The sequence below is a fragment of the Kitasatospora sp. NPDC058063 genome (genome assembly GCF_042885395.1).
GTDB classification, from domain to species: domain Bacteria; phylum Actinomycetota; class Actinomycetes; order Streptomycetales; family Streptomycetaceae; genus Kitasatospora; species Kitasatospora lactacystinica.
Map to the genome: position 1 here is coordinate 38,610 of NZ_JBHVSD010000035.1, position 12,327 is coordinate 50,936.

General features: G+C 70.5%; 9 protein-coding genes. 3 read left to right on the forward strand and 6 right to left on the reverse strand.

Going from position 1 to position 12,327, the window contains the following annotated elements; all coding sequences use genetic code 11:
- Positions 1-2 precede the first annotated feature (2 nt).
- The gene (locus ACFVUY_RS38780) at positions 3-1,052 is read right to left on the reverse strand and encodes a hypothetical protein (protein ID WP_387736813.1); all 1,050 of its coding nucleotides are present in this window, start codon (positions 1,050-1,052) and stop codon (positions 3-5) included.
- 366 nt (positions 1,053-1,418) lie between these two features.
- Here ACFVUY_RS38780 and ACFVUY_RS38785 point away from each other — a divergent pair, with 366 nt between their 5' ends.
- Positions 1,419-2,231 carry an isocitrate lyase/phosphoenolpyruvate mutase family protein gene (locus tag ACFVUY_RS38785; protein WP_387736794.1) on the forward strand — a complete coding sequence of 271 codons (813 nt, stop codon included), beginning with the start codon at positions 1,419-1,421 and terminating at the stop codon, positions 2,229-2,231.
- Positions 2,232-2,659: 428 nt separating this feature from the next.
- Here ACFVUY_RS38785 and ACFVUY_RS38790 read toward each other — a convergent pair whose 3' ends face one another.
- From ACFVUY_RS38790 to ACFVUY_RS38805, 4 genes are all read right to left on the reverse strand, one after another.
- The gene (locus tag ACFVUY_RS38790; RefSeq protein WP_387736795.1) at positions 2,660-3,244 is read right to left on the reverse strand and encodes a DUF6434 domain-containing protein; all 585 of its coding nucleotides are present in this window, start codon (positions 3,242-3,244) and stop codon (positions 2,660-2,662) included.
- A 439-nt stretch (positions 3,245-3,683) separates the two neighbouring features.
- Positions 3,684-4,049, reverse strand: a complete 366-nt coding sequence (locus ACFVUY_RS38795) for a hypothetical protein (protein ID WP_387736796.1) — start codon at positions 4,047-4,049, stop codon at positions 3,684-3,686.
- A 90-nt stretch (positions 4,050-4,139) separates the two neighbouring features.
- Positions 4,140-4,613 (reverse strand): hypothetical protein, encoded by a 474-nt coding sequence (locus tag ACFVUY_RS38800; RefSeq protein ID WP_387736797.1) that lies wholly within the window; start codon positions 4,611-4,613, stop codon positions 4,140-4,142.
- Between the two features lie 690 nt (positions 4,614-5,303).
- Entirely contained in the window at positions 5,304-7,130 is a 1,827-nt protein-coding gene (locus ACFVUY_RS38805) for a hypothetical protein (RefSeq protein WP_387736798.1), read from the reverse strand.
- 265 nt (positions 7,131-7,395) lie between these two features.
- Here ACFVUY_RS38805 and ACFVUY_RS38810 point away from each other — a divergent pair, with 265 nt between their 5' ends.
- Entirely contained in the window at positions 7,396-8,118 is a 723-nt protein-coding gene (locus tag ACFVUY_RS38810; RefSeq protein WP_387736799.1) for a hypothetical protein, read from the forward strand.
- A 431-nt stretch (positions 8,119-8,549) separates the two neighbouring features.
- Here ACFVUY_RS38810 and ACFVUY_RS38815 read toward each other — a convergent pair whose 3' ends face one another.
- Positions 8,550-11,087: a hypothetical protein gene (locus ACFVUY_RS38815; protein WP_387736800.1), complete on the reverse strand. Its 2,538-nt coding sequence runs from the start codon at positions 11,085-11,087 to the stop codon at positions 8,550-8,552.
- 601 nt (positions 11,088-11,688) lie between these two features.
- Between ACFVUY_RS38815 and ACFVUY_RS38820 the strand changes: the two genes are divergently transcribed.
- Entirely contained in the window at positions 11,689-12,135 is a 447-nt protein-coding gene (locus tag ACFVUY_RS38820) for a hypothetical protein (protein ID WP_387736801.1), read from the forward strand.
- Positions 12,136-12,327 lie beyond the last annotated feature (192 nt).

A 12,327-nucleotide genomic window follows, 5' to 3' on the forward strand; every position in this document is an offset into this window, starting at 1 on the left:
GCTCACGACTGGTACGCGGTGTGGTGATACCGGCGCAGCCGGGGGCTACGGATCGCGGGCAGCCGGACCAGGGTGTGCGTGAAGGCGTCGTCGTGGGGTTCCAGGGGGTACCAGGGGCGCGATGGCAGGGGGTAGTCGTCGCGCAGGACTCCCGCCGGGAGTACCCCGGTGGCGGGTGTCGGTGAGGTTTCCTCCCCGGGGCCGGTGAGGTACGCCCAGACTCCGCTGTCCAGCGGCACTACCGTGGCCTCGCGGTCGGGTGGGCGCCACGGCTCGCCCGTGCCGGGGTGGCGGGGGACGAGGAGGACATCGGGGCGGGGCCGGGGCTCGGGGATGCCCGGACCGGCCAGTCCCACCGAGCGGGGGTCGGGCCCGGACGGGAGGTAGCGGGCCACGGCGTGGCCGAGCAGCTCGGCGACAGGGCCGGAGGGGAGGGTCACCGGGTGGTTCTCGGTGGCCGCCACGAGGTGGGCCAGCGCGACGCCGACCGCCGCCTCCCAGCGGCGGCTCCACGACCCGTCGGGTTCGACGGGCGGGACGCGGTGTTCGGCACGCTCCAGGTCCGCCCAGCCGGGCAACGGGCCGTCCGGGAGCCCCGAGGAACGGCGGACGACCGCGTCGGGCTCCAGCCACACGGTCTGCCACGAGCCGCAATCGTCGATCCGGGTCGCCACGGCCCGTCCGCACCCCGTACAGGCCAGATTGGGCCCGGCCCGGCCGTCCACGCCCTGGCAGTAGCCCTCGCACTTCTCCAGGATCAGAGCCATCGACCGGGAGTCACCGGGCGCGATGACGATCCTGCCCCGCGCGCCGAAGGAGACGGAGTACACCGGCGCGTACACCCCTTGCCGGGCAGCCGCTTCCTCTCCGACCTCCTGCCACAACCGCCAGGGCGGCCCGGTGGGCCGGGGGTGGACGGCGTACGTCCCCGGCTCCATCAGCGGAGGATGAAGTTCCTCCCAGGCACCGTGGTCGGTGTGGACAGGCAGTGCGACCCGGGACACCGGTGCCGTCAGCTCGGTGCAGCACCCCGCACACGCGAACACGTCCAAACAAGCTCCCCCGCTACGGCTCACCGGGATTGTGCCTCGCCGACGGCGGAGGATCCAGCGGATTTTGGAGCGGCTCCAGGACTTCCGGGGCCGCTTCATCCCCGGGTCGATGCTGACCGTCCCGGTGAGGAAGCCGGCGAGCTCCTGGATGTGCCCGCGCCACAGCTGTTCGAGCGTGATCACCGCGCTGGGCACGGCGGCGGTGGCGCTGCTCATGAGATCGAGCAGCGTCCGACCGAACCGATCACCAGAACCGGCAGCCTCTCGTGACCGCGAAGCCCGTCGATCGGAGGTGGCCAGGGCTCGCGCACGTTCGTGTCGGTTTCCCGCCGGACAACGGCTTCACCTGCTGGTTCTCTGAGGGGCATGTCCAACGCAAGCAAGTCCTCGCTCTTCCGATCCCTCCACACGCCCGCTCGCCCACTCGCACTGGCGAACGCCTGGGACGTCGCCAGCGCCCGCGTCATCGAAGCCGCGGGGGCGACCGCGATTGCCACCACCAGCGCCGGGGTGGCCTGGTCGCTCGGCGCCCCGGACGGGGACCGCGTCCCCCGGGGCACCGTGCTGGACGCCATCGCCCGCATCGCGTCTGCGGTCGCCGTCCCGGTGACCGCAGACATCGAAGGCGGCTACGGACAGAACCCCGCCGAGGTCGCGGAGACCGTCACGCGGGTACTGGAAGCCGGCGTGGTGGGCATCAACATCGAGGACGGCACCCGCCCCCCGGGCACGCTCGTCGACCGGATCGCGGCCGCCCGCGGTGCAGCGCAGAGGGCGGGCGTCGACCTGTTCGTCAACGCCCGCATCGACACCTACCTGCTCGGACTGGGCGACCCCGCCACCCGGCTGCAGGACACACTGGAACGGGCACGCTCCTACATCGACGCCGGCGCAGACGGCATCTTCGTCCCCGGCGTCACGGACCCCGGCGTCATCAAGGACCTGGCCGAAGGGCTGACGGTCCCCCTCAACCTCATGGCGGGGTCGGACACCGTGCCGGTGGACGAGCTGGGTGCCCTCGGCGTGGCCCGTGTCAGCCTCGGTTCGAGCGTGGCCCAGGCCGCCTACGCCGTGGCACGGCATGCGGCACTCGAACTGCACCGCGTTGGCGGCTACGACCACCTCCGGCAGACCATCGACTACCCGGAGCTCAACAGCCTGTTCACCGCGACCCGCTGACCACCCCCGGCTGCACGCCCGAGGCAGCCCGGAACCTTCCGCCCCCGGCACGACGGACGCGGTGTGCCCGGTCCCGCGGACTGACCGCACCCCGCCCCCCTGTCCCGATGGCAGGGCGGAAGCGCTGCCGCTCCCGGTCATGGACCTGCTGCTGACGATCAGGTCCAGTGCTCCCGACGGCAGCGGCCGGGATCCCGTCGAAGACCGGGACACCGACGAGGACACCGGCATCCGGATCGGCCGGAGCCACGACTCACAGCTCTGTCGCTGCCCGGCCCCGTTCGACCACCCGCACCGCGAAGTCATGCCGTACAGGCCGGGGCTTCCTCGGGCCGCCGCGCTCCTGCCCGCTGGGCGCCCGCGCGCGGCGAGGGCCGTGCACCGGATCGATGCCCTGCTCCCTCGGCTCTTCCCGCGAGTGAGTGCCGTCAGCCGCCGGTGATGGTTTTGGGGAGTGCGCGGTGGGCGTACCAGGCCTCGCGGGCCTGGGCGCGGGTACCGGTCGGGTTCGTACGGTGCCAGGCGCTGGTGAAGTGGTTGAACTCGAACTGCTCCCCGATCTCGCGGGGCCGGAGCGTCTCAGGGCGCGTGGCATGCCAGTGGGCCACCGCATCGGCCAGGGTCAGGTCGGCTCCCCGGGCGATGAACTCGCGCATGAAGGCGTCGAAGTGGAAGCCGGGGCCGATCGCCTCGACGAAGTACTTCCGTAGGACCTGGCTGCACCGCTGGCCCGGCGGGATCACCGTGCCGCCGTCAACGGGCGCGGCCAACTGCGCGGTCGCCCGGGAACGGCCCGCCGGGGCGGCTGGTAGCGGCAGACCGTCCAGTGCCGCGGCGAGCCGGGCGGTGAGCGCCGCCTTCCCGCCGTGCCGCGCGACGCCCATCGAGCGGGCGAGAGCCGTCAGCTCGTCCAGCGTCCAGTACCAGCGCAGCAGTTCGTCGCCGGTGAGGCCGGCCGTCAGCGGGGGCCTGGACTCGATGGTTGTCGCACTGGTGTTCCTGCTCTCGATCACGGTCGTGATTCTGCCGGATCCTGTTCCGGGGGTCCGTCCCCGCACTCTCCCTCCTCCGTCACCTCTCCCCCCATTGGTTGCAGGGGCTGCTTCGAGGCTGAGGGCGGACGATTTTCCGCGGAAAATTCCACGGCCCCCGGAGAGATGGCGTTGTCGGTGCACGCAAGGACACGCCCGCGCCTGGCCCGCCGTCCGTCCCGGCGGTGCTCGACCCGGACGTGCGCGGCGCGCAGTTGTGGGGCCCGCGCGCGTTCGGACTGCGGCACCCCACGGGCCGAACCCGGTTCCGTCACCTTCACTCCGGAAGGGGATCGAGGAAGGGCGACAGCCTGCTGAGTGGTTCGCGTGATGGTCTGTCCGTCAGGCCTCGGCGCGATCTCTCCTGACAACAGCAGGGCCTTCCCCGGCTGCCACCCGCGGCACCGAGGAAGGCGTTCCGTTACACGTCCCGTTCACCGAACACGCAGACCACCCATTCGTCGAGCCGGATGCCGAACGCCACCGCCGAATCGATCCCCGAAGCCGGAAACGTCCCGGCGTCGTCGATGCTGGCGAGATAGTCGACGTCGGCCCAGCCGCCTCGGAACAGCACCACCGACAGCTGGGTCTCCTCGGGACCGGAGACAAGTACCCCCACCGAGTCGGGATTGGCCACCCGCATCCTGTCCGTCTCAAGGCGCTGCGGCCACGGTGCCGTCTCGTCGCGCCATGTCATCTCGCCCACCACGAGACCAGCGGCCCGCCAACCGGACGTCCGCGCAGCCACCTCCGCAGCCGCCTCGTCGAGATCCACGATCGTCTCCATGGCATGGATCATGGCCCGACCCAGTCGCGGTCCTCCACCGAATTCCGCCTGTACGACACGCGGGTGCTGCCATGCGTGACTGGTTGACGGTCAGATCTGATGTCCCGGGTGCCGTGTATTCCAGGCTCGGACGATGGCGGCTCGCTGGTCCTCAAGACCGACGACGTCTCCGGGCTCGGCCGGGGCGAAGATGTCGACGATCTCAGGGGGCTCGCCTTGAAGGTCCGGAAAGCGGACGTACGCCTGCCGTCCGTTACTGAACTGGCGCAACTGTCCCGACGGATGAACGTCAGGACGGGCTCCCTGGCAGCAGAGCAGGCGGCCGTCGCGCTCCAGCTGCCGCCGGGCCTGGGCGAGGCAGTCGAGGTAGTCGGTTCCGCTGATCTCGGTGAGAACATCGTCGTCGAGGAGCGCGATGAGTGCGCCGGAAGGCGGACCGATGCGAAGGACGACAGGCCGGAGGGAGCCATCCGGCTCCACGGTTCGAAGGCTCACTTCTTCGATCCAGCTCGCTGGGGAGATGCTGCTGTTCGAACTGCTGTCCTCGCCAAGCCCACTGTTCATGCCGCCCATGATCGTCGCGGGAAGCCGACTCGGGAAGGGTTGCGCAGTCGGGAGGAGGACCCCAGATCCTCTCCTCGGCCGGCGGTGTCGCTCCGCGGATGCAGCCGGACGATTTTCCGCGGAAAATTCTCAGCCGTAGGAAACGTACCGTCAGCGCCGGACCGTCGAACCGACCGACCGGGCCGGCTTTCCGTTCACCAGCGTCCGGCCCTGGGAGTCGGCGGTGCTTCGGTGAGTCGTGCGCTTCCCGGTTTTACCGTCCGGCGGCTATCGGCCATGCCTTCCCGGTACACCTCGTCGGCCTCAACCCCCGGTACCGTGCGACTGCTCGCTGCCCCCGGACCGGCGGATCCATCCGGGACCGGCGGAACGGCTGGAAGGCAGGGGGCCCGCTGCACCGTTGTACCGCTGCCCCGGTCGGCCTGGTCATCGGGGACTGGTGGAGGCTTCCGATTTTCCGCAGAAAATCCTGCATCACCCTCGAATCCTCCCTGAGGTGAGGGCTTCCGGGGCGCCGAATTTTCCGCGGAAAATTCGGCGCGCGGGTCGCGGGCCATCCCCGGCGGACCTGAGCCGGTACGGAGAGGTGGGCCAGGTGCGCCGACTCCCCCTCGGATGTCACGGGTGTGTGGTCGCGGGAGCGAGTACCCGTGCTCAACTCCGGGGCCCGGCCCCACGCCCCCGGTGGCGTCAGTCGAGCATCCGGCGCGCCGTCTCGCGCAGCTGGTCGTCACGGTGCCGCTGGGCCGGGAAGCAGGTGCCGTACTCGCGCAGCAGGCGGCGCTCACTGGTCGCCCAGTGCAGCAGCTGCCGCTGCAGGTCGGACGGATAGGGAGGCCCGATCCGGTGGACTGCCTGGAGGGCCCGCACACCCACGGGGCGGGACGGATCCAGCAGCGCGGTCAGAACGGGGAGCGCGACGGACGGATCGTCGGTGATCCGCCAGTGGGCCTCGGCGGCGTGCAGCCGGGTCCAGTCGTAGCCGTCGTCGAGGTAGCACTCGATCAGCGGCAGCAGGGGAGCGGCCGCATCGCCCAGGCGTCCGGCCTCCTCCAGCCGCCGGCTGTTCTCGGCGAGCTGGTGTGCCAGCAGGCGCAGGACGGCGCCCGGATCGTCGGTGAGGAGGGCGGTGGTGACGGCTGCCGCGGCCGCGAGTTCGTCATCGGTTGCGCGGGTGAGGGCTTCCAGAGAGCCGAGGAGTCCGGCGTCCCGGATCGCCCAATCGCCGAAGCGGCGGACGAGGGTCAGGGTGGGGCGGTCGCGCAGCAGGCGGGTGAGGTCGGGCAGATGGGTGCGGGCCTCCTCGGCGGAGAGAGCGTCGTAGAGGCTGTCCAGGTGGGTGGCGTCCCGGTGCCGCAGGGCGAGGCGCTGGTGCTCGGGGGCGCGGGTACGGAGAGCGAGCGCGGCCAGTGCCTCCGGCGCCGGTTCGGGAACGTGGGCGAGGAGCCGCGGATCGCCGAGCTGACCGAGGATCGTCTGGGCGCGGCGGCCGGCGAGGGTGTCGGTGTGGACGTGGGGGAGGAGGTTGTCGGCGAGCGCCGGGTCGGGGCGGGAATCCCCGAACAGGCACTGGGAGATCACGTCGAGCAGGCCGCCGAGGTCCCAGAGGTCGTGCTCGTGGCGGAGGGCTTCGGTGAGCAGGCTGACGGTCTCGTCCTCGCGGTCGCGCCACATCCCGGACAGGTGTCGGGCTCGGCGTGTGCCGCGGCCCTGGTGGTCCCCGTGGGTGATCCAGCCGCGGGCCACCACCGCCAGAGCGTCCGCGTCCTCGGTCAGGATCCAGGTGCGTTCGTCGGTGTTGCCGATCCCCGGGACGAACTCACCGGCACTGACGTCGAAGCCGGGGTCGCCCCCGGCCTCGGCCAGGACGGCGACCACGTCGGCCGGGTAGGGCGCCTCTGAACGTTCCAGCAGGGCCAGAGCGCCGGCGGCGCGGACGGCCGACACAGGGTCCGTCAGGGCCGATCGGAGGCGGCGGCGGGCGGCATCGCCGTCCGGGTCGAGCAGCGTCAGGACGGTGAGCGCCTCGGCGCGGACAGCGGCGGCAGGGTCGGAGGTGTAGCAGGCGGTCAGCTCGCGCAGGACAACGGGGACGGTCTCGCCAGTGGCACGGCGGGCGACGCGCACCATGTTGCGGCGCACCAGCGGGTCCTCGTCGCGCAGCAGGTGCAGCAGCCCCGCCACCTCCGCGGCGACCCGGGCACACCCCCGTATCTCGTCCTCGTACACCGGCTCCGCCTCGGTGCCCCCGCATCCGGCCAGAGCCGCCAGCACGTGCACCCGTTCGTGGCGGGCGTGCACCGCCGCGTGCGCGAGGAAGGGAACAGCCGCCACGGCGGCCGAGGACACCGACCCCTGGTGCAACGCCCGGCCGAAGAACTCGGACAGCGCCCTGTCCGCCAGGTGCCGGTCCTCGGAGTACAGGGCGCGTATCCAGCCGGGGACGTCACGGCCGTCGCCGAAGAAGTGTCCCAGAGACGGCCAGTCGATCGTGTGCAGCTCTTCAGGTGATCTCACACCGGCACACTCTAAGGACGGGCACGGACAGTGCCCGCAGGCCGCGCTGCGCGCCCGGCCCGGATCGGCAGGACGCGGTTCCACTCCCGGCGCCGAGGGGTCGGCCGTTTCGCGGCCTCACCGATTTTCCGCAGAAAATTCTGCGGCTCTTGTTCGGTCGAAGCTGTCCGTCCCTGTCATCGGTCGGCCCGCCGATCGGCTACCAGGAGAGCCGGCCGGTACCCGGGGATTCATCTCGGGGGCCTCCAGACGATTGAATGCCCGGGTGGTGAACTGGACACGGATGTGCGACGGCTATGGGGACGCCGATCGCGTTCCCGAGCTTCTGGAACGCGTGGAACAGGATGGCGATGCCGAGGCGTGGATGGAACTCGGATACCGGCTGTGCCTGGAAGGCGACCTCGTCTTCCCCGCGAGCTTCGCAGCCCTTCCCCGCCTTGTGCGGCTCGCGTCGAGCGATCCTCGGGCGCGCGCACTGGCCGGCACGATCGTACGGCGCGCGGCAGGGCACCACGGCTGCGACGATCTGTTCGCCGACTGCGCCGGGACGATCGCCGAGTTCCGTGTATTGCTGGACCAGTACCTGATGTCGCGGCCGGACGACTACCTCGCGGCGTTCCGCGACCTGCTGGCGGTCAATGCGCAGTACCACTGGAGCGCCGCCCTGGGGGACTTCACGGACGACTTCTACCACCTGGCCTGCCCCCACTGCGGTGCGGAGGTGACGATCTCCATCGGTGACTACGGGCGCTACTCGGCGATCCGGGACTGGAACCTGGGCGACGTGGAGCGACGCGACCTGCGGTCGGCGGCTGGTGAGGAACTCTCGGGGACTGGCCGATGGATGCACGACACTGCCGTCCGGGACGGGCAGGAGGCACTCGCCGCCGGGATCAGGTATCTCTTCGGCCGTGCTGAATGCCCACGCTGTGCCAGCGTGTTCACCATCGCGGACGAGTACATGTCCGCCGAATGCCCCGGCCCGTAGCGATCGGCCGCCCAGACGCCGGTCCTCGCAGGAGCCGACCGTACGGCAGAGCCACGTGGCGACAGCTGCTCAAGCCGTACCGAACGGATCGCCCTGCCGGGCGGCTCTCGGCAGGCGGACACGATTTTCCGCGGAAAATTTCTCGTGCCCGGTGCGACCACGGCAGTGACGTGTCCAGCCTCCCCCGCACGAGCGCGTGAACCGGGACCCCGACACCCTGGTGCTGCTCGGGCCCCTCCGGATGCCTTGGAATTTTCCGCGGAAAATCCTGAGGCATCCGGAGGGCGGCGAGGCAAGGCGGCCCGAGCAGCCGCGGAGCGCTGTGCGGACGGTCAGGGTTGAGCTGCGGGAGTTCCGCCGCCGTCGGTTCCGCGGGGCGTCCGATCACGGCGGGCCGGAGCACTCCTGGCGCGGGCCACAGCCTTCAGACCTCAGACGTCACGGCGCCAGCGGTCGCCGGCGAACCGGGTCAGCGCGACCTCCAGGTCGAGCGGCACCACCTCGGTGGGGCCCAGGTCCCATACCCGGATCCAGTCGTCCGAGCCGGTGAGGGAACGACCGGTCTCCTGTTCGGCCACCCGCGTGATCGCGAGACAGTACGAGACGTTCAACCCAGGGGAGCCGGCTCCTCCGTCCCTATGGGATCCGACTCTGATCACCTGTACCTTCGCCACGTCTTCCCACCGCAGCCGTAGCTTGCGACCCTCGTTGATCAGCATGCCCTCGCTGTCGACGCGCAGCCGCGTCGCGACCGCCCGCAAGGCCAGCGACCCGAGGAGAAGAACGCCGAGCACGCCCAGCAGCAGAGGCCACCAGCGCACCGTCAGCAGCCAGGTCTGGCGCAAGTCGCCCTGGAATCCCGATCCCGAGGACACCGGGGAGACCACCAGGAGGAACACGGCGGTCAGCCCCCACAGATCGAATGCCAAGGTCCGCAGGGCCCCGATGCTCCGCACGCTGCTCCTGAGCACCACTTCGCGTGGTCCTGTGGCACCTTCCGGCGGCCGGCCTGGAAGCTCACCGATGAGCCGCGATCGCAACGCGGCGTGCCGGAACTGGTAGACCCCGCCGAACCGCCGGAGCACGCCCAGTCGGTGGCCGTCCTCAAGGAATCCGAGGACATCGCGTGGCAGGCATCGACGCTTCGCCAGGATGAGGCGTGCGGCCGTCCAACGACCCCATCGGCTGAGGGCGATCAGCACCGCCGCCGAGCATGACCAGCTGATGACGAGACCGCCCGCGATGAGGAGCGGATTGCCGTTGAGCCAGTGGAAGAACGCCAGAGAGGTTCCCGCGACGGCCGGTGCGACCACTGCGGATTCGACAAGCGCGATCCTGCGCTCGTCGCGCAGCAACTGCCTCGGCTTGGCCGCCATGTCGGAATCGGCCGACCGGGTCAGGAGCACACCGGAGAGCAGAGGAAGAAGGAAGAGGCACACGCTCGCCGACGTGCTGCCAGGCAGGGCCATGCCGACGGCTGTCGTGGCCGCGGCCGCCACTGCCAGGAACAGCCAGCCACTGTTTCCGGGCGCCGGCCGTCGTGGGCGATCGTCGAAGCCGCTGAACAGGTGCCGTGTGAGCGTCCTCCCGAATGCCGTTGCGATGATGGCGACCGCGGCGACGGCCCCGAGCACCTGGCCGACTCCCTGGACCCCGAGCCCGGGCCGCGGGGGAGCGACTCCCGCGAGGGCGGCCAGCCCGGCGATCGCATAGCTCACCGACGTGCCGTAGACGCCGACGGCGACGATGACGACGGTTCCCCAGATACCCGGCTCGGTCAGTCGGCTCCGCAGATGCCACCACGCGATGTCCTGGGTACGTCGGCGGTGAAGCTCGCCGGCCAGGAACTGGAAGTATCCGGGTGCTCTGCTGGACTTCCAACGGCGCACCGGCCTGGCGGGGTCGGACCGTCGGGGTCCCCGTGTACAGACGGTCGGGATCAGCTTGTCGAGGAGGTGGCCCTCGATGTCCGTCCGGGTGGGCAGCCGTGTCGCATCGAGCAGTTCCCGAGGATCGGCGTTCTTCGGTGCGTACACCGTTGCCGCGAGCCAGAGCATCAGGGGCGAGGAGAGGGTGGCGGCGACCGGGCCTTCGGGATCGTCCTTCATCGTGTCGAAGAGCGACTGCCAGGGGCCGAGGCGATCCGGGTGGCGCATCTGGGCGAGGTAAGCCCTTCCGGCCTCGGGAGGCACCGGGCAGAGACGCAGAACGGGCACATTGCGCAGCACCGGCAACTCGTCCGCGAAAGGCTGGAAGGACTCCGGCCGGGAGGTCAGAATCACGGGGTCCGTCGCGCCGAGTGCGTGCTCCAGCTCCTTCACCGCGTCCTCGCGAGCCAGCGGTGGCATTTCGTCGAGGCCGTCGAGCACGGGAACAATCCGTCGATCCTGCACCAGCGACTCCACGGTCGGCCGGTCCAGACCTTTGACGCGGCCCCCGTACTCCTCGACGAGGCGACTGATGACCCAGTTCTTGATGCTGCCGCCCGGCTCCCAGTCCGGCATCGACAGGATGACCGGCACGCTCTCCCGGGAGCCGGGGGGCCTGGCTGTCAGCAGCTCGACCACCAACAGGACGGCCAAGGACGACTTCCCCGCTTCGCGGGGACCGGTGACCACCAGCTGGCGTGGCGTGAGCGACCGGACCCAGGCAACCAGATCCTCAAGTCCGGCCAGTTCGGGGCGCTCTGCGTTCGGAGTGCTCCAGTGAGCCTGCTCCAGCTCCCAGGGGATCGTCATCGGAACTCGGTGGTGCAGACCACGGACACTGGCCTCGTCGCGCCACTGATCCAGAACCTTGCGGGCCAATCCATCCAGGATGTCGCTCTCGGCGTCGTCGGAGGCCGACGGTCTTTCCCGGGAGGCAGGGGCAGAGCCCAGATGGGCGCCGTAGACGTTGTGTGCTTGGAGCAGGTACTGAGGCGATCCCTCGTTGTGGTTGTGGGTGTGGTTGTGCACTTCTTCAGTCACGCCGACATGCTGTCAGGCCGGTGCCTGTGCGCGAGGGGCTTCCAGCGACCGGTGGCGGGTCTTCGACGGCGTGCGAGGACCGACCCGGGAGGAGTGACCTCAGGTGATCCTGGAATTTCACGTCGAGCGACTTTCGCAGGCAACGCCGAGAACACAAAAGACGCATATAAACGATCTATAGACATCATGGTGGGGGTGCGCTCCAGCCACCGTGACCGCGGAGACAGCCAGCGTTGACCAGGTCGGTGACACGGGCCACCTCCGGGAGACGTGCGAAGGCCGACAAGGGGCCGGCCGCCTGGCGGCCGTCGCTCCGGTCGTACTTGTGTACCTACTCCGGTGGGTCGACAAGTATCTCTACGGCCTCAGCACCACCACATCCGAGAGGGCCGCGCTCGTCGAGAAGCTCGACACCTGCGCGTAGCAGCAGGTATCGGCCCGCCGAGTCTTCGGGCGGGCCGGCCGATTGCCCGGGAACGTGGTGCCGGTTTCATCCGTCGAAGCGGAACCAGCGGAAGCCATAGTCGAGAAGTGCCGTCAGAGTCCCACGACGGTCCGGCCGCTCGTCGACGCCCAGGACACGGACCTACGTTTCGCGGCCGTGAAGGCCCTGTGGGACATCGAGTGCGACCCCGCCGATGCCGTGCCGCGGCTGATCGCCCTGCTCGACACCAGCAAGGACCAGGACGCCGCCGACGTCCTCAGCCGGATGGGAGGGCCTGCGGCCGCAGCACTGCCCCGCCTGCGGCAGTTGTCCGAAGCCGGCCATATCGGGATCCGGGTCCACTCCGCCGCCGCGATCCACGACATCGGCGGCCCGGCCGAGGCCGTCCTGCCTGTGCTGCTGGAGGCATGGGAGGAGAACGACTCGACCGCAGGCCCCGTCGTGGACTGCCTCCAGCGGATGGGACCCGCCGCCGCACCTGCCCTTTCACGGATCCACGCCGAACTCGCCCTCGCCCGCCGAAGCGGCGGCTTCTTCGGGAGCGTCAAGGACGACGAGGCACTACAACGCGCCGCCCGGGCCGTCATCGACCAGACCGTCTGAGGGCGACACTGCAACCACCGGTGACCCGGGCGGCGGCGGGGCAGGCCCGCCCCGCCACTACGCCCACTGGCTCGCCCCGGTCACGCCGGCCAGCTCCCGCCGAACGGACCGTGGCGTCTGCGCCAAGGCGGCCTCACTACAGTCGTTCCTGGCCGGCAGGTAGGGAAGCCGTGCCACACCCCCCGGCACGGC

Excerpts from the sequence above, each read along its gene's own strand:
- ACFVUY_RS38785 (WP_387736794.1), top strand. The coding sequence starts at position 1,419 with ATGTCCAACGCAAGCAAGTCCTCGCTCTTCCGATCCCTCCACACGCCC.
- ACFVUY_RS38795 (WP_387736796.1), bottom strand. The coding sequence starts at position 4,049 with ATGGAGACGATCGTGGATCTCGACGAGGCGGCTGCGGAGGTGGCTGCG.
- ACFVUY_RS38800 (WP_387736797.1), bottom strand. The coding sequence starts at position 4,613 with ATGAACAGTGGGCTTGGCGAGGACAGCAGTTCGAACAGCAGCATCTCC.